14 protein-coding genes are annotated in these 17,615 nt (G+C 46.4%); 8 read left to right on the top strand and 6 right to left on the bottom strand.

Annotated features, from left to right (window positions below):
- The first annotated feature begins 9 nt into the window (after positions 1–9).
- On the top strand, positions 10–423 hold the full coding sequence (locus ASG33_RS21515; protein ID WP_056290404.1) for a response regulator transcription factor: 414 nt from the start codon (positions 10–12) through the stop codon (positions 421–423).
- Positions 424–428: 5 nt separating this feature from the next.
- Here the strand turns inward: ASG33_RS21515 and ASG33_RS21520 are convergent, their stop codons facing one another.
- Positions 429–4,319, bottom strand: a complete 3,891-nt coding sequence (locus ASG33_RS21520) for a hybrid sensor histidine kinase/response regulator (protein WP_056290407.1) — start codon at positions 4,317–4,319, stop codon at positions 429–431.
- Positions 4,320–4,698: 379 nt separating this feature from the next.
- The gene (locus tag ASG33_RS21525; RefSeq protein ID WP_157474893.1) at positions 4,699–5,157 is read right to left on the bottom strand and encodes an alpha amylase C-terminal domain-containing protein; all 459 of its coding nucleotides are present in this window, start codon (positions 5,155–5,157) and stop codon (positions 4,699–4,701) included.
- A 186-nt stretch (positions 5,158–5,343) separates the two neighbouring features.
- Here ASG33_RS21525 and ASG33_RS26230 point away from each other — a divergent pair, with 186 nt between their 5' ends.
- Both ASG33_RS26230 and ASG33_RS26235 read left to right on the top strand, forming a co-directional pair.
- Complete coding sequence (locus ASG33_RS26230; RefSeq protein WP_310589216.1) at positions 5,344–5,607, top strand: hypothetical protein; 264 nt, start codon at positions 5,344–5,346, stop codon at positions 5,605–5,607.
- Between the two features lie 21 nt (positions 5,608–5,628).
- Complete coding sequence (locus ASG33_RS26235) at positions 5,629–6,075, top strand: hypothetical protein (RefSeq protein ID WP_310589217.1); 447 nt, start codon at positions 5,629–5,631, stop codon at positions 6,073–6,075.
- A gap of 75 nt (positions 6,076–6,150) precedes the next feature.
- On the opposite strand, the gene ASG33_RS21535 is transcribed toward ASG33_RS26235, so the two are convergent.
- Positions 6,151–7,563, bottom strand: a complete 1,413-nt coding sequence (locus ASG33_RS21535; RefSeq protein ID WP_056290411.1) for a DUF4270 family protein — start codon at positions 7,561–7,563, stop codon at positions 6,151–6,153.
- 470 nt (positions 7,564–8,033) lie between these two features.
- Between ASG33_RS21535 and ASG33_RS21540 the strand changes: the two genes are divergently transcribed.
- Both ASG33_RS21540 and ASG33_RS21545 read left to right on the top strand, forming a co-directional pair.
- Entirely contained in the window at positions 8,034–9,074 is a 1,041-nt protein-coding gene (locus ASG33_RS21540) for a kelch repeat-containing protein (RefSeq protein WP_056290413.1), read from the top strand.
- Between the two features lie 35 nt (positions 9,075–9,109).
- Entirely contained in the window at positions 9,110–9,418 is a 309-nt protein-coding gene (locus ASG33_RS21545; protein WP_229238780.1) for a DUF4907 domain-containing protein, read from the top strand.
- Positions 9,419–9,432: 14 nt separating this feature from the next.
- Here ASG33_RS21545 and ASG33_RS21550 read toward each other — a convergent pair whose 3' ends face one another.
- Positions 9,433–10,518, bottom strand: coding sequence for a glycosyltransferase (locus ASG33_RS21550; protein ID WP_229238782.1), 1,086 nt, complete (start codon positions 10,516–10,518; stop codon positions 9,433–9,435).
- 459 nt (positions 10,519–10,977) lie between these two features.
- Entirely contained in the window at positions 10,978–11,955 is a 978-nt protein-coding gene (locus ASG33_RS21555; RefSeq protein WP_229238784.1) for an endonuclease/exonuclease/phosphatase family protein, read from the bottom strand.
- Positions 11,956–12,233: 278 nt separating this feature from the next.
- Between ASG33_RS21555 and rimP the strand changes: the two genes are divergently transcribed.
- The 3 genes from rimP to infB all read left to right on the top strand — a co-directional run bounded on the left by rimP (position 12,234) and on the right by infB (position 17,193).
- Complete coding sequence (gene rimP / locus ASG33_RS21560; RefSeq protein ID WP_056290426.1) at positions 12,234–12,716, top strand: ribosome maturation factor RimP; 483 nt, start codon at positions 12,234–12,236, stop codon at positions 12,714–12,716.
- A gap of 87 nt (positions 12,717–12,803) precedes the next feature.
- Positions 12,804–14,045, top strand: a complete 1,242-nt coding sequence (gene nusA / locus ASG33_RS21565; RefSeq protein ID WP_056290429.1) for a transcription termination factor NusA — start codon at positions 12,804–12,806, stop codon at positions 14,043–14,045.
- A gap of 73 nt (positions 14,046–14,118) precedes the next feature.
- Positions 14,119–17,193, top strand: coding sequence for a translation initiation factor IF-2 (gene infB / locus ASG33_RS21570; RefSeq protein WP_056290432.1), 3,075 nt, complete (start codon positions 14,119–14,121; stop codon positions 17,191–17,193).
- A 154-nt stretch (positions 17,194–17,347) separates the two neighbouring features.
- On the opposite strand, the gene ASG33_RS21575 is transcribed toward infB, so the two are convergent.
- Positions 17,348–17,615: transposase (locus tag ASG33_RS21575; protein WP_157474895.1), on the bottom strand; the 268-nt coding region annotated here is incomplete at its 5' end.

The following is a 17,615-nucleotide window of genomic DNA, read 5'->3' on the forward strand; positions in this document are numbered from 1 at the left end:
TGTAAACATATGAAGAAGTACAAACTGGCTATCGTTGAAAACGATGAGGATGAGCGCTTCTTTATGGCAGATGCGTTCAACGCTTTCAAAGGTTTTGACATTATAGGCGAGTTCAGCAACGGCGATCAGCTATTTGAGTGGCTAAACGGCCAACCCGACACTCTGCCGGAATTGATCCTTTCTGATCTCAACATGCCGGGCAAAAACGGATATGACGTGATCACAGGAGTAAAAGCCAATTTCCCCCAAATCCCCGTGATCATTACCTCAACTTCTTCGGTATCCTCGACCAGGGAGAAATGCGTTGGCCTGGGTGCGCGGGAGTTTATGGTCAAGCCCGATATCTTCATTGCCTACGATCGTTATGCAGAGAATTTGTATAAACTGATCAGCGACGACGAGGACCAGCAAATTCGCATTTGATTACACTAAACCCGGCCGGAGAGAACGTCCAGCCGGGACTGGTGAATCCTGGTAAAAGCTTTCTTTAATACTTCCTTGATCTCTTCCAGCTTCATCGGCTTGGCCATGTAATCGTTCATCCCGATGCTGAGGTACTTATTCCTGTCCTCGATCAGCGCATTGGCAGTGAGTGCGATGATGTAAGGTTTTGAAGGATTTTCCTTGCGGATGATTTTTGTGGCTTCCAAACCGTCCATTTCAGGCATTTGTACATCCATTAGTACTACATCATACTGCCCCTTTGCGAGCCACGTGAGCACTTCCAGCCCATTATTCGCAATCAGGATTTCGTAACCCAGTTTGTTCAGTACATATCCAATGAATTTCTGGTTTACCTGATTATCCTCCGCAACCAGGATCCGGAGCGGGTACTGGGACGAAAAGTCACTTTCCAGCACCCTGGCATCGCTTTGCTGCGCGATCCGGCTCTTGCGGTCATCCGAAACTTTGTTGGTATAGCCCGTAGTAATGTAAAAGTGGAATGAGGAGCCTTTTCCGTAATCACTCTCGACCCGGATCGCGCCGCCCATTAACCGGATCAGTCTTTCACAAATGGCAAGCCCGAGTCCCGTACCGCCATATCTACGGTTGACCGAGGAGTCGACCTGAGAAAACGCCTTAAACAAGCTGGAAAGACCATCTTTGTGAATGCCAATGCCTGTATCTTTCACGGTAAAGCCGACCCCTACTTGTCCCCTGTCGGGTTCTGAATGAAGGTAGGCCAGTACTGTCACTTCCCCCGAAGATGTAAATTTGACGGCGTTGCTGATCAGGTTGGTCAATACCTGTTTCAGCCGCAGGCTATCTCCTACCAGGAAATGGGGAACGTCCGGATCAATTTCGTACCGCAGGCTGATTCCTTTCCGGGAGGCTGTCAATGCAAAGAGGTCGATCATTTCCTCGATACTCGGCCGCAGTTCGAATTCGTAGTCTTCCAGGTCGATTTTCCCGGATTCGATTTTTGAAAAGTCAAGAATATCGTTGATCACGTTAACCAGCGTTTCACCGCAGGCGGCGATTGTTCTCGTATAATCCTTCTGTTCGTCAGTAAGTTGCGTCTCCGAGAGTAGCGCCGTCATACCGATTACGCCATTCATCGGCGTCCGGATTTCGTGGCTCATAGTCGCCAGGAAAATGCTTTTTGCCTGATTAGCCCGCTCGGCTTCCTCCCGCGCCTGCTGTGCCTCTTCGTGTTGCTCGTACAGCTCTTCTGTCTGGGTACGCAGTTCCTCCGATTGCGCCTGCAGCTCTTCATTCAATGCCTGTAATTGGTCGGCTTGTGCGTGCAGTTCCTCTGTCTGCCGCTGCACAACCATCGTGCGCTCCTCAACAAGCCGCTCCAATGTTGCCTTTTGTTTTACAATGGACTTGACACGGATGGTATAAACCAGATAAATGATGCCAGCGATCAGGAGTAAGCCCAACAGACGGAACCACCACGTAGCCCAAAACGGCGGCCTGACCCTGATGATAAGGCTCTGCGACGCCGTCACCCATTCGCCGGATATATTCTGCGCTTTTACCTTGAACAGGTATTTACCCGCCGGGAGATTGGTGTAAACTGCGGTGTTTTTGTTACCTACAAAATTCCAGTCCTTGTCAAAACCTTCGAGGAAATAGGCATAGTTGCGGCGCGTGGAAATGAAGTCCAGCGCGGCATAATCGAGTGTGATAAAAGACTGGTCATGAGACAAGATCACTTTGCTTGCGTCGGAAATGTCGCCATCGATCACGGGCGTCATATTCATGGCGCCAACTGCACTTGCATTCCTGTTGAATACTCTGAGATTCGTAATAGCAATGGGGTAAGTTCCGTGATCGCGGCGGATTGCGGCGGGATTGAATTTGTTAAAACCGTTTACGCCGCCGAAGTAAATATTCCCATTCCGATCTTTGTAAACAGCCTTCTGCTTGTACTCGCGTCCCTGCAAACCATACTCTACGGGATATACCTCAAATTTCTCGCTACGCGGATCCAGTCGGGAAAGTCCGCCCGATGCACTGATCCACAGCATGCCGCGATTATCCTCCACAATAGCCTGTGTCGCATTGTTGATCAGACCGTCTTTGGCCGAATACTTTTTAAATTTTTGGGTTGCAGGATCAAAGCGGATCAAACCTTTGAGCGTAGCAAGCCAGAAAATGCCCCTTTTATCTTCGGTAATGCTGTTAATGGCGCCATTGAACAGGTGCTGGCCTTCAGAAATGGAAAATCTCGTGAAAGAATCAGAAGCTGGATCGTAGCGGTTAAGCTGACCTTCATCCGTCCCCATCCACAAATTGCCTTTTCTATCGACAAGAAAGCAGTCTACCGTGTTATCCGAGAGTGTCTTAGGGTCCTCGGGATTACTCAGGTAGTGCTTGAAAACCTTTTTCACGGGATCAAAAACATCCAGTCCCTCACCGTATGTACTCAGCCAAACCCGGTTGTCGGCTGTATGCGCAATGGCGTAAATATTGTTGGAGTACAATGTGTTAGCTGCATTCTTTTTGCTTCGAAATGCCTCTGATTTTCCTGTTTCGGGATCAAAAATGGCAAAGCCGTCGCCCCAGGTACCAATCCATAATTTCTGCTGCTTGTCGGGTACAATCGCGAGTACAAATTTACTGATTGCATTCCTTGCCAAAGCGAGCCGCGGATCCTCTATAAATTTCTGGGTTTTGATATCGAAAAGGTTTAAGCCTCCCCCATCTGTGCCGATCCACATTTTCTCCTCGTCGTCTTCATAAAAGCAGAGTACCGCATTGTTGGTGAGACTGTTTTTAGAAGCATTGCGCCTGAAATGCTCAAATCCGTTACTCTTTTTATAAATGCTCACCCCGCTGCTAAACACACCGAGCCACAAGTTGTTCTGGCGATCGCGGTAAATGCAGTCCACCGAGTTTCCGGCTACGCTGCTCAGGTCAATTTCGTCGTGCAGGTGCGTGGTGAATGTCCAGTCTTTAACATCCAAAATATTCAGCCCACCGTTTTCGGTACCGATCCAGATTTCGCCTTCGCTTTCATTGATGCTGGTGATGCTGTTGTTAGACAGACTGGCAGGATCGCCGTGATCGTGCCGGAAGCGGCGGAATGTACCTTTTTCCGGTTGATAAAGATTGAGCCCGGCCTGATAGGTACCTACCCAGATATTTCCCCTCGAATCCTGAAAAACGGCACGCACATCGTCCCCTGACAGGGAAGCCGCATTTCCGCTTTGGTAAGTGAATTTTTTAAATGTATTCGATTTCCGATCAAGCAGGTTCAAACCTGTTGAAGTCCCCGCCCAGACGTTGTTCTGGCTGTCACAGAAAACGGTGTTAACATTATCTCCGCTCAGGCTACCTGGATGGGCAGGATTAAATTTATACTGGGTTAGTACAGTACCTGTTTCCGTGTCAAAACAGTCGAGCCCGCCTGTGGTAGCGAGCCACAATTTTCCATTTTGGTCAAAGGCAATGCGATTGACAAAATTCCCGGCGATCGTCTTCTTATGATGATAGTCCGACAGAAACGATTTGAATTTCTTTCTGCCCTTGTCAAGTACATTCAGCCCGCCGCCGCTTGTTGCTACCCATATATTTCCGGCTTTGTCTTCTGCAATGCCCGTCACCGCATTGTTACTCAAGCTGGTATTATCGCGTTCCTCATTCTGGTAGCTCTTGAATTCATGCCCGTCATATCGATTAAGTCCGCCATTTGTACCTATCCAGATGAAACCTTTTGAATCCTGAAATATGCAGTTGACATTGTTGTCTGTAAGTCCGCTTTCGGTAGTAAGATGACGGAAATGAATGGGTCTGCCTTGTGTAAATGCCAGCAACGGAACAAACTGTATCAGCAGGGCACAAATTAACGGGCAAAGGCGCAGCTTCATGCTTATAGAGGAGCGTAAAATTACTTTGTAGATTTTGTAGAAATATACGGGTTAAAATGGGATTAATCACAGCCTTGTCTTTAACACTACGATAAATTAGAATTGTTCGAAACACCTCATTCACTGTAAGATATTGGCCCGCTATTGCAAATAGTTGTAGAAAGCATTGCACAGGTTGAAGAAGGCGGGATTTGTAGTATAAAAAAGGCCACCAATTGTCGGATTTCCCTCGCAACTGGTGGCGCATCACTCACCTCACACAACTAAGATTTTTGTTCGACTAGCTGGTTAATTCCATTCACCCGGGTAGTGATAAATTTGTATGCGGTTTCAAGGAGCATATCCCTGTATTGCTGAATTGTGCCAACTCAACTAAGGCCTATCCATACATCACAAGACCGCGTGGCGGGATTGTAAGTCTGATGGACTTCCCATTCCGGTCTTCTACATTCAACTCGCCGGGAATGGAGCCGGGCCCAAGCATACGGTTCATCCTGGTACCGGAAGCATGCAGCCCATCGTCGACCGTCACGTATACGACAGCTTCTTTCCTACGGTGTAAGTTAATGACGCACAGGATCTCACTTGCTTCGAAAATCCGCGACCAGGCCAGTACACAGGTATCCTGCTCGTCTGACAATCCAGAGAGCCGGAAGTCTGTTCCATCTTCGGAAATGGCACGCCAGTGATAGGTACCGTGCTGCAGAGCAGGTTGTTTTTGAATTAATGATAATAATGCTTCAATTTCGGCGCTTCTAACTCTGTATTCTTCGAAAAAGCCGCTGAGTGCGGCCTGGTCACGTGCATTTGCCCACGAAGAATCTGATGTAATTTCCATAGCTGATTGGTTGCCCGTTGGGCGTTGAAGGTAAATTTGCTTCCCTGATACGCTCGCGCTGAGCAGCGTGGTTTTATTTAAATAACCAGACCAGACTTTAATCTCATTATCAAATGGATGTGAGATACTTCCGGCAGGTTTTTCCGTTTTACAGGTATGGACTATTTTGTTGAAAAGCACTCGATTGTGCGACAAATATGGGGAAAGAGCGACACTATCCTCTTCATTTTCGCCGGCGCAGCGGCTGAATTCGCGCTCAGCAAGGCGGTGGACTGGCTGTACTTTACAAACCGTCTTCCGTCTGATCCGCTGGGAAGACTCTTCTCCACTGTTTCTTATGCGCGTAAAATTGTCTTTTCTGAAAAGGAATCCGCATATCGTGCCATTGACACCATGGCGGCGATACATGCGGGCGTAGAAGCAAAACGAGGCCAAAGCATTCCGGACTGAGCTTATCGGGATGTGCTGTTCATGCTTATTGACTACTCGATCCGATCTTTCGAGGTGCTGGAACGGAAGCTAACCATAGTTGAAAAGCAGGAAGTTTTTGATGTTTTTTACAAAGTGGGGAGGCGAATGGGTGTACATGCGCTACCGCTCGGTTTTGAAGAATGGCAGCGAATGCGACAGGAACATTTATCACGAAACCTGGCACGCAGCCACTATACGGAGGATTTATTTAAACAATACAAAAAACACCTGGGTAGCGTCCGTTACAGAATACTGTTAGAAGCACAAACCCTCGTAGTTCCTCCGCGGGTTAAGGAGCTCCTTGCATTCAGAAAATTCTCGTTGTTAAGCCCGCTGTTAGGATTATATCAGGTAAGCAGAAGCCTGAAAATGGATTGGCTCTTAAAAGCGCTGATCCTGCCTGAGAAGTATAAGGCCGAAATCAAAGCGCTTGATATAGAGCCTTGAATTGAGACAACTGTCAATAAAAAAGCCTTGCTAATACATTGATCAGCAAGGCTTTCTTATTAAGTACTATAACAATTAAGGTGTGATCTTGGTGAAATACAGTTCCAGTTTCACGCCTGGCTCATCACTTTGCTGATCTCCAAAAATCAACCGATTGAATGAGTTTGTAAATTCAGTATTTTCAGCCGGGTAAGCAGGGTTGGCCCCCTCATTAAATGGGGAGGTCCGCAGCACAAGTGAGCCGATCTCACCAGTTTCGCTGGTTAACAGTTCAGTCACGTACGAGCTTATATCCAGGAGATAATACTGCTTGTTGGTAAACAAATCCGTAATGTACGGTGCCTTGACAGGAACAGGCCGTTGATTGGCTGTAGCAAGTGTGTAGAGCGGTAGTGGAAAGCCTCCGGCCTCACCTGAGGATATGAGATAGAACTCATTATTTCTGTCAACGCGATATGCGTACAGTGTAGGCGGCGCTTTAAACTGGTCAGTCACCGAAAATCTTTTCGGGGTAATTCTCAGGAATGCCCGGTTTGCCGCTATGTACTGTTGATTTCGCAAGTCACGAACCGTCGGCAAATCAATGCGCGTCATGATACCCGTGCCAGCTTGTATAAATGCATTGTTACCAGTCTGGGAAGTAGGGTATGAAATTCGTTTAGTAACAGGAAGGTTGGCAATCTGTGTGCCTGTCCTATCGCTAAGTACCTGATTGTAAATCCCGGAGTTCCGTATCACCACTGAATCTCGCTTTATTCCATCTACCTGTGGCGTATGGAAATACATATTGACTGCCGCGCTATCTGACCTGAAACCTACAATCGCTCCTTCATCATTCGCAGCTCCTCTGATCAATAATCCTTTTACCAGATTCATCCATTCCGTGTTGGAAGGTATCAAATTGGCTTTGGCTTTGGAAAAAATATCATTTCCTAATACATCCGACAGCCTGACTACCAATCTCTTGCTCGTTAATGGGCGGGGTGCAAGCTTCACTTTACCAAGTGGCACGGCATCGTAAGGAGTGCTGTTTGTACTGAAATAAACGCCTTTGTCAGCGATATCTGATTGCAATTTGTGAATACTCAGATTCATCGGCTTGGTAGTATCGCCGTATGTATAAGTATCATAATACATGGATAGCACCAGCGAATCATAAACGGCTTCCTGAGCCAGATTCAGCCCGTTGTTAATTGCAGGACGGAAAAAGCTGGCGGCTTGCAATTTCCCAAAATAAGGATCAGTAAACCGTCCTACCAGCATGCGGCCGGCCGAACCAGTCATCACAGAATCAGTAATAACAGTAGAAAGCTGCACCCTCGCGGTATCAGTAAAACCAACGGTAAAATCGTCAGGGTCGGGCTGTACCAATGCTCCGATTTCATCACCTGTGGGATCGCAGGCAATCATGGAAGCAGACATTCCCAATATAAATAGCAGTGGAGAGGCCTTAAAGAATCCTTTTAAATAACCAGACTTGAATTTCATTGAGAGCAAGACAGTAAAAAATGCAAAACTACCATATGTAAGCTTATTTACAATATGCGTGTGACAATTAGCAGCCGTTATCAAAAGTGACCGTGACTTGCAACAAACAAGCGGAGCAGTACGTATTGCTTTTCGAAGGGCTTTTTGATCTATACGCCAAGGCCGGCAAAAAAGTGGCAGACCTAATTACAAACGCGATTTCAGTTAAAGCTATTTCAACTAAATGCGCATAAAAGTTGTCACAAGAAAGCCGCAGAACGAGGCTGGCAACATTCCTGAACGTATCTGCGTTAAAAGTAACTGACCGGTAAAGTTTTGGACAAAAAAGACCCTATTATTTTTACTTAGCAGGTTGAAGATATTATGTTTGCAAAAAATTTGTGTAAAAACACCTTTATCCGCGCAGGCACTCAGCCCTGAAAGATTTTATCAGTATTCATTTGTAACAATTCGTCAAACTATATTTTTTCATGTTTAATACTTTAAAAAAGACTTCGTTAGCCATTCTAGTTGCTTCACTTGCATTTGCTCAGATCAGCTGTAAGGATGATGATCCGGAGGCAGATTTACAGGGAAACTGGTTCCGTAAAGACCTTCCCAGCTTCGGTGGCTCGGCGAGGACCAGGTCTGTAAGTTTCGTGATTGGTGATGTTGGTTACGTGGGAACAGGCTACACGAATGAGACAGTTGCGAGGGTTAAGGATTTTTGGGCGTTCGATGCTTCTGATAAAATTTGGTCGCAGGTAGCTCCCTTTCCAGGAACAGGCCGCAATGATGCAACTGCATTCGTGATTGACGGAAAAGCATATGTTGGTACAGGTTATGATAATGTAACAACAATTGACAACGGTTATAAAAAAGATTTCTACCAATTCGATCCTGCTACAAACAAGTGGAAAGGAATTGCTGACTTCCCCGGAACGCGCCAGTATGCGACATCTTTCGTAGTCAATAATAAAGGCTATGTTGGGTTGGGTTACAATGGAAGCAACTACTACCAGGATTTTTACGAATACAATCCAACCACAGACAAATGGACTGAAATGGCGACTTTCATCGGCGGTAAACGCGCAGGTGCATTCGCATTCACAATTGGCGGAAAAGGTTACGTAGGCTGCGGAAGAAGCAATTCTTCGGTTGCAACAAACGACATTTACAGCTTTGACCCTGCTGCTGGCAGCGGAAAAGGCGGATGGACACGCGTTGATTTCCCGAATGATGACGTGAAAGAGAACTTCGAACCGAGATTCAATGCGATTGCACTTGCGCTTGGAGACAAGGCTTACATTATCGGTGGAGATGGCAAATCAGATGTTTGGGAATTCACTCCGGGATCTAACAGCTGGGTTGAGAGAGCAAAGTTTGAAGGCCAGGGAAGAGGTTATGCCGCAGGTTTTTCAATTGGTAATCTGATTTACTTCGGAACAGGAAGTTCATCTGGTACAGGAGGAGGAGATGATTTCTGGGCATTTGATCCTACTGCCGCTAAAAATGATGACGATAACCAGTGATCAGGAAGAAAACTAGTATCGTTACAATAATTTGTTTGCTGGCCTTCGCTGTTGCAGCTTACCTGCTTTTCTCAAAAAAAGGCAGCAGCTTCACCGGCGAAGGCCGGTCTTCTTTCAGGGTCGAAACCTTTCAGAAAGAGACCGGCTGGGCTTACCGGATTTATCAGGATACAATTCCTGTGATCGAGCAGGCAACAATCCCGGGAGTTCCGGGTAACAATGGATTTCGCTCCGAAGAGCTTGCAAAAAAAACGGGTACCCTGGTCACTCAAAAGCTTGATCAGGGCATTTTCCCTCCTACCATTTCACTTAAAGAGCTGGACAGCCTGGGCGTAAAGTACTAATGCTACGCCCAGTTTCAGACAGTCTTCTGCACCGGAAGTTTCGAACTGTAAAGCTCGATGATCTCCGTTGATTTTGCACTTTCGATAATCAACTCTTTCATTTGCTTGAATGTATTGTCCCAGGAATTGTCTTCCAGCAGACCATCCACGAATTTGAGCCAGTCTGCTCCTGGAAGCTGGGCAACATGCCCGTCAATAACCTGTACAAACTCCCCTGCATTTCTGGCAATGGACACTGCACCATTTACTCCATATCCTGAGATCACATCGCGTATAGCAGTTGAAACTACCGGCTTGCCTGCGGTCAGGTACTCAGGTGTTTTTGTCGGACTTATAAAAACGGTCGATTCATTCAGCAGAAAAGGGATCAAGGCTACATCCCAGCCAGCCAGGTATTTGGGCAGCATTTCGTAGCTCTTTGATCCGAGGTAATGGATATTGGGATTTCTCGGCAACATGGCAGGATCTATTTTAACGACCGGACCAATCAATACAATCTGCCATTCAGGGCGCATTGTGGCAATCTGGGCAATCAGGTCTGTGTCAAATCTTTCATCGATCACCCCATAGAAGCCCAGTTTGAATCCTTCGATAGAAGCCTGATCCGCAGGGTACTCACATTCCTCTCGTGCTTGCAGAAAATGTTGCTTGTCAATGCTGCTTGGGAATGGATGAATGTTGTCGTGTTGATGCTGCTTGGCTTCGTACAGCGACTGCCCTCCTGTGAATACCACAGAAGCTGAATCGAACAGGTCTTTTTCAAGCTGCCGCAACTCCGCCGGTGCAAATTTGAATGCAGACAGCTCATCCATACAATCGTAAACAATGCAGGCGGGATCGAAGTCGGCTGAAAATTTCAGCGCCATGGGCGTGTAATACCAGAAAATACAATCTGACATATCTACATCCGCCAGCATGGATACCAGCAGCTTATGGATGTTGAAATTGATTTGCTCGGCGCTCAGACCGTGCGGTAAGTGGGGTACACAAACCCAAAGATGGTCCAACCTCCTGCTGACTACCATCGCGGGAACAACATCTTTTTCAAAAATCGGCTCTTCTACATAATATACTTCAGATTCAGTGGCGAACCTGCTCATGAGGTGTTGGGGGCGTTGATAAACAAAATCCCAGCGTAAATGGGAAAAACAAACCAGGTTACTCGGTAATTGGATCTGCATAACTCTTCAGGATTTAAATAGCTTAAGAAAATAGTTGGTATGTGCCGGAAAAAGGCACTTTGCCAGAAATGCGTGGCAGAGCGTGTAAGGTGACTGGGTATATATCAATATAGTACCCTAATCGTTGTTGGTTTGTTTTTCCATATTCCCATGATTTAAGTTGATGAATGCACGCGACCATAGCAAATACTGTACCGGGTATCAGGTGCCGAGGCTTTTTTGAAGGAAAATGAGGCGAATGTGGCTGTGGGGCACTAAACACGTTGCATAGCACCTACATTGCCTTAACTAAATGGCGGGTTGTGAGAAGAAGAATGGGCAATGTAGCTCCCCTAAATGCGGGCCGCTTTTGAATCCGGGAAGCGTAACGGTTGGAAATTATCGGTCGGTGAACCTGTAAGTGCCTGAAATAGGATAATGGTCTGAATACTTGATGTTCCTATGTGTGGTAAAATTGAGGAGATCCAGCCTCCCAGCGTCATAAAACTGGTGATCGATCCGGATGAAGTATGGAATGTGATTGAAAGTGAAGCCAAAACCACTCCCCTTTTCTTCAAATGCATTTGCAAGATCTTTGCGCAATTTTCCATATACATATCCATATGGAATCTCATTGAAATCGCCGCAAATTACTACGGGATAGGGTGAATCGTGCGCCCAGGACTGTAAAGCTACCAACTCTTCCGAACGCTTTTTGAACCCATCTTTCATTTTCCCGACAGTAAACTTGCCTTCTTTCATCATCCCTTCCATCTTCTTTTGATGTGCCAGCCTGCTGAGGTTCAAAGTCATTGAATACAAATGGAGCGCAATTATCCGCACTGTGTCCTGACCTACCTTGATATCAGCCTGTATCATTCCATTTTGCGCCTGAAAAATAGTATCACGCTGACTTACGATGGGATATTTTGAAAATAGTGCGAGACCTAAATACTGGCTTTTGTCCCGCTTCCTGGTTTTTTCAAACTTAATGGAGTGGCGGTATCCTTGCTTCCTGAAATACTCAGTGGTGCGGAACAGCTTGACATCTTCATCGTAGAATTCAGGTATGCACAGGATATCCGCATTGGTGGAAGCGATCCATTCCTTCATGCTTGCGATTTGTTCCTTCGTTTCCGGATTACGCCGATCCCCGTTGAGCATGAATGTGTGCGCATTGTAGCCGAGGACCTTGAAGGTTTTTTGCCTGGTAACTTCTGCAGTGTCCTCACTACCAAATGCAAAAGTGCGCGGCAGGAAAATACAGCCGACTGCAACAGCGGCAATTGGCAGGAGCGCCTTCTTTCTATCCATCAAAAACCAGACGGGCACAGAAACGATGTGCACGATCATCAAGACCGGAAAGGACATCATCATAAAGCCGGCAAGCCAACCATCAAAAGGAGTCCACAAAATCAATCCATAAACAAGGAAGGTGTAGAAGACAAAACACTTATATAGAAACCACAAAAACTTTGACAACCCTCTCATTACAAAATCGAATTTTCACAAAAATAGGCACTGTATATCAATTTTGAAGAGTTGCTGTCAGTTGTAGTTGTGATAAAATAGTTATATATTTGCATCCAATTCTATTTTGATCGATTGATTGAGGGGGACATTAATCCCCTTTTTTATTTGCATTAAGGTCTTTCATGACAATAAAGGAACATTTAGAAGTCTTACTGGCTCCTCTGCTGGAAAAAGGTGATTGTTATTTGGTTGACATCATCAACAAACCTTCCAAGCTTAGCCAAAAAATAACGATACTTGTTGACAGTGACCAGGGCATTACTATCCAGCAATGCACCTCTATCAGCCGTCAGCTGGCCAAGCAGCTAGAAGAGCTGGATCTCATTACTGAGGCCTACACACTCGAAGTTTCTTCACCTGGCCTGGATCATCCATTGATCCTGCCTCGTCAATACACCAAAAATATTGGCAGAAACCTGAAAGTCACTTTGAAAACAGGTGAGGCAATAACCGGTAAGCTAAATGAGGTAAACGAGCAGGACATCACAATTGAGCTGCCGCTGCCGAAGAAAAAGTCAAAGGTTCCTGTTGAACCCGGCGAGCTGGTCCGGAACATCGCCCTGAGCGACATTTCGAAGGCACTGGTTGAAATTTCATTTAAATAGATTTACAGGCCCGAATGCCGGAGCTGGCTTGTAATCAATGACATAATATGTATAACTTAGTATCAGCAAATATTCTTTAAATAAGCAATGGATAGCGGAATATTAATTGAATCATTCGCGGAGTTTGCAAACTCTAAAAACATCGATCGCCCGACGATGATCAGTGTTTTAGAAGAGGTTTTTCGTACGATGATTCGTAAAAAATATGGTACAGACGATAATTTCGATGTGATTATCAACCCGGAAAGCGGTGACCTTGAAATGTGGCGTACCCGCGAAATCGTTGACGATAATTCGGAGGATATCTGGGATTACAATAAAATACCACTTGCAGAAGCACGCAGGATTCAGAGTGACTTTGAAGTGGGAGAAGAAGTTGCAGAAGAAGTAAAGCTGGTAGAATTCGGCCGCAGGCTCGTTCAAACTGCCCGTCAGACTTTGATCCAAAAGATCAAGGACATGGAAAAAGAAATCATGTTCGAGAAATATAAGGATCAGGTTGGTGAAATGATTACCGGGGAAGTGTATCAGACGCTACGCCACGAGGTAATTATCATGGACTCGGAAGGAAATGAGCTTTCCCTGCCCCGCAATGAGCAGATTTCGAAAGACCGGTTCCGTAAAGGAGAGTCTGTCAAAGCAGTAATACACAAGGTAGAGATGAACAACGGTTCTCCTAAAATTACCTTGTCAAGAACGTCACCAGTGTTCCTGGAAAGGCTTTTTGAAGTAGAAATACCTGAAATCTATGATGGTATCATTTCCGTAAGAAGAGTAGTTCGTGAACCAGGTGAGCGCGCGAAAGTAGCGGTAGAATCTTATGATGACAGAATCGATCCGGTTGGTGCCTGCGTAGGTATGAAAGGATCGAGGATCCATTCGATTGTACGTGAACTTGGAAACGAGAACATAGATGTAATCAACTATACTGACAACCTGGAATTGTTGATCAGCAGAGCATTAAGTCCCGCGAAAGTGAGCTCTATGCAGATTGACAGGGATGCAAAACGCGTTTCGGTGTTCCTGAAACCTGACCAGGTTTCGCTTGCGATCGGTAAAGGCGGTCAGAACATTAAGCTGGCAGGTAAGCTGGTTGGAATGGAAATTGACGTGTTCCGGGATGTTGAAGAACAAAATGATGAAGACGTTGACCTGACTGAATTCTCTGATGAGATCGATGAATGGATCATCAGCGAGCTGCACAAGATCGGTTTGGATACAGCGAAAAGCGTACTTGCCCTGAGCAGAGAAGAACTTGTAAGAAGAACTGATCTCGAAGAAGCTACGGTGGAAGAAGTACTGGAAATCCTTCGTAAAGAATTTGAATAATAAAAATTGGCGGCATCAATCGCTGTGATTGAAACTGCCACAATGCAAAACTTTTTTTCTATTAATTGCTAATATGGCAGAAGATAAAATGATGCGCCTTAGCCAAGTGGCACGGATCCTGAACGTGGGAATAACTACGATCGTGGATCATCTGTCTGCCAAAGGGTATAAGGTGGAAACAAACCCGAATACCAAAATTAATTCCGACCAAATTGAGTTTCTGGCGAAAGATTTCAAATCCGATGACCTGCGTTCGTCATTGTCTCAGAAACCTGCTGCGCCGCAAGAGGCTCCTGTTGAAATAAAAGAGGATAAAGTTAAAAGCGATGTTGACGGAATCTTGTATTTCCGCAATGCGCAGAAGGCAGAGGAAAAGCCGGTAGAAGAGCCACAAGCTCCTGCCGCGGCTCAGCCCGCTTTTGAAAACCGCCTGCCGGGAATTAAGGTAGTTGGGAAAATTGATCTGGACCAGAAACGTCAGGCACCTGCACAAGCAGCACCCGCACCGGTACAAGAACAAAAACCTGCAGCTGAACCAGCGCCGGCGCCCGTAGCCAAAGAAACTCAACCTGCTCCGGCACCTGTGAAGGAGCCGGAAACTGCGCCCGCACCTGTGGCAGCGCAACCTAAGGAAGAGCCTGCTCCGGCAGCAGCTGTGGCTGAAAAATCTGAAGAGCCGCAACAGCCTAAACAAGAGAAAACGCCTGAACCTGTTGAGACTGTGAAAGCAGCTGCACCAGAAAAGGAATCTGCTCCTGCGGCGGCTGAACCCGCACCAGGCGCGGAACCTGTTGAAGCTGCCAAACCAGCACCTGCCGCTCCGGTTGCAGCTGCTGAAAGTGAGCCAGCGGGGTCTGAGCTGATTGAAGCACGCGGAGAACAGCTGCGCGGATTGCGTGTAGTTGGAAAGATTGAGCTTCCTTCTGATAAAGCGAAAAAGAAAGATCCTGTTGCATCCAGCGACACTGCTGCTGACAAAAAGCGTCGCAGAAAGAGAAAGCGGATCCGTGACGGAGCTGCCGTGCCAGGAGATAACAAACCGGCAACACCTGCTGCAAGTGACGCTACCACCGGCAGACCACGTGAAGGAAGTGCATCGAATACAGCACGTCCGGGCACACCGGCAACAGGTACAACCGCACCGGGAACAGGCCAGGCAAATGCAAGACCAAATAACAATACAAACACCAACAACAGAAGCGGAGCCGGCAATAACCGTAGAGGTGGCAGGCGCGAAGAAGTTTCTGATAAGGAGGTTTCAGATAATATCAAAGCCACAATGGCGCGTATGGGCGGTGGGAACACCAGAAATATGGCACGTGGTGGAAAAGGCGGCCGTCGCCGTGACAGAGCAGACCAAAACGATGCAAATGGCTTCGGTGATGAGGAAACAAAAGTATTGCGCGTAACGGAATTCGTTTCCGCAAACGATTTGGCTTCATTGATGGACGTTACAGTTCAGGAAGTTATTTCGGTTTGTATGAGCATGGGTATGTTCGTTTCGATCAACCAGCGTCTGGATGCGGAAGCAATTACTTTTATCGCTGATGAATTTGGCTTTGAAGTTGCATTCATCTCTGCGGAGGAAGAGGTTCAGAACGATGTTCAGGAAGAAGTTGATGATGAAGAAAGCTTGGTTGAAAGAGCACCAATTGTTACAATTATGGGTCACGTTGACCACGGTAAAACATCGCTGCTTGACTATATCCGTCAGGAGAACGTAGCGAGCGGTGAAGCCGGAGGTATTACCCAGCACATTGGAGCATATAGTGTAAAAACAAAGACCGGGAAACAGGTTACCTTCCTCGATACACCAGGTCACGAAGCATTTACAGCGATGCGTGCCCGTGGCGCGAACGTAACGGATGTTGTTATCATTGTGATTGCAGCTGACGACAGCGTAATGCCTCAAACACGTGAAGCAATCAATCACGCCCAGGTAGCAGGTGCACCAATCGTATTTGCATTCAGTAAAGTAGATAAACCGGGAGCCAATACCGAGAAAATTCGTGAGGAGCTCGCTAATATGAACTTGCTTGTTGAAGAATGGGGTGGTAAATACCAGACCCAGGAAATCTCATCCAAATCTGGATTGGGTATCGACGAGTTGCTTGAAAAAGTATTGCTGGAAGCAGAGCTTCTGGAATTGAAAGCTAATCCAAACCGCAGAGCTGTCGGAACGGTAGTGGAAGCATCTCTTGATAAAGGACGTGGTTATGTAACTACTATCCTTGTTCAGACAGGTACATTGAAAGTGGGCGATGTGGTTCTTGCAGGCTCGCATTATGGTAAAGTGAAGGCAATGACGGATTACCTTGGTAAAAGGTTGAAAACCGCCGGACCTTCCACACCGGTGCAGCTTCTTGGACTTAACGGAGCACCGCAAGCTGGTGACAGGTTCAATGTATTCGAGAATGAGCGCGACGCCCGCGACATTGCTACCAAGCGTGAGCAAATCCAGCGCGAGCAATCCATCCGGACCCGCAAGCACATTACGCTTGAAGAAATTGGCCGTCGTAAGGCAATTGGCAGCTTCCGTGAATTGAACCTGATTGTAAAAGGTGACGTGGATGGTTCTGTTGAAGCACTTTCCGATTCACTGCTGCAACTTTCTACTTCGGAAGTTCAGGTTAACATTATCCACAAAGCGGTTGGTCAGATTTCTGAGTCAGATGTGAACCTTGCGATTGCTTCGGATGCGATTATCGTCGGATTCCAGGTAAGACCTTCTTCAAATGCGAAGAAAATGGCCGAGCAGGATCAGATCGAAATTCGTCACTACTCTGTGATTTACCAGGCTATCGATGAGATTAAGGATGCGATGACAGGTATGCTCGCTCCAACTATCGAAGAGATTATCACTGGTAACATCGAAATTCGTGAAGTATTCAAAATTAGCCGCGTAGGTACGATTGCAGGTTGCTACGTAACTGACGGATATGTGAAACGCAGTAATAAGATCCGCGTAATCCGCGACGGTATCGTTCTTTACACAGGTGAGATCGACTCTTTGAAACGTTACAAAGACGATGTTCAGGAAGTGAGAAATGGTTACGAATGTGGTTTGAGTGTCAAAAACTATAACGACATCGAAATCGGCGATATCATCGAGAGCTTCGAGCTGCGTGAAGTAAAGAGAACACTCTAAGCCGGTAGCCGGTCAGCGTTTATAAAAGAGGGTGTCTCAATTTAAAACCGGGGCACCCTCTTTCGTTTGAATTATTCGGGCAGAAAATTATCGGTCGATATCCTTCATCAAAAGCTWAAAGGCTTTCTWAGCTATTATTTAGGATTTAGCCTGCCTAGGCTGCTCTTTTTCTGATATTTTGGGCGATTGCGATCAATCCCCACTCGATTTCCACCTTTTGTTTGCCGCGAAGCATAAACCTACGAAAACCGTGGTTGGCTTTTATATTACCGAACACAGGTTCGACATCGAAGCACCGCTTCTTTCGTTTGGCAACCCCTTCTTCACTTTTAAGTAGCTGTTCGGCTTGCTGCTTTTGTCTTTCCAGGTTGACATTAATTTGGATAATCCTATCATGTTGTGATTTGTGGCAGGCGCCGTTC

The sequence above is a fragment of the Dyadobacter sp. Leaf189 genome (assembly GCF_001424405.1).
In the GTDB taxonomy this organism is placed as follows: domain Bacteria; phylum Bacteroidota; class Bacteroidia; order Cytophagales; family Spirosomataceae; genus Dyadobacter.

Excerpts from the sequence above, each read along its gene's own strand:
- ASG33_RS21555 (WP_229238784.1), bottom strand. The coding sequence starts at position 11,955 with ATGATGATGTCCTTTCCGGTCTTGATGATCGTGCACATCGTTTCTGTG.
- ASG33_RS26235 (WP_310589217.1), top strand. The coding sequence starts at position 5,629 with ATGCTTATTGACTACTCGATCCGATCTTTCGAGGTGCTGGAACGGAAG.
- rimP (WP_056290426.1), top strand. The coding sequence starts at position 12,234 with ATGACAATAAAGGAACATTTAGAAGTCTTACTGGCTCCTCTGCTGGAA.
- ASG33_RS21535 (WP_056290411.1), bottom strand. The coding sequence starts at position 7,563 with ATGAAATTCAAGTCTGGTTATTTAAAAGGATTCTTTAAGGCCTCTCCA.
- ASG33_RS21550 (WP_229238782.1), bottom strand. The coding sequence starts at position 10,518 with ATGAGCAGGTTCGCCACTGAATCTGAAGTATATTATGTAGAAGAGCCG.
- infB (WP_056290432.1), top strand. The coding sequence starts at position 14,119 with ATGGCAGAAGATAAAATGATGCGCCTTAGCCAAGTGGCACGGATCCTG.
- ASG33_RS21525 (WP_157474893.1), bottom strand. The coding sequence starts at position 5,157 with ATGGAAATTACATCAGATTCTTCGTGGGCAAATGCACGTGACCAGGCC.
- ASG33_RS21540 (WP_056290413.1), top strand. The coding sequence starts at position 8,034 with ATGTTTAATACTTTAAAAAAGACTTCGTTAGCCATTCTAGTTGCTTCA.
- ASG33_RS21520 (WP_056290407.1), bottom strand. The coding sequence starts at position 4,319 with ATGAAGCTGCGCCTTTGCCCGTTAATTTGTGCCCTGCTGATACAGTTT.
- nusA (WP_056290429.1), top strand. The coding sequence starts at position 12,804 with ATGGATAGCGGAATATTAATTGAATCATTCGCGGAGTTTGCAAACTCT.
- ASG33_RS21515 (WP_056290404.1), top strand. The coding sequence starts at position 10 with ATGAAGAAGTACAAACTGGCTATCGTTGAAAACGATGAGGATGAGCGC.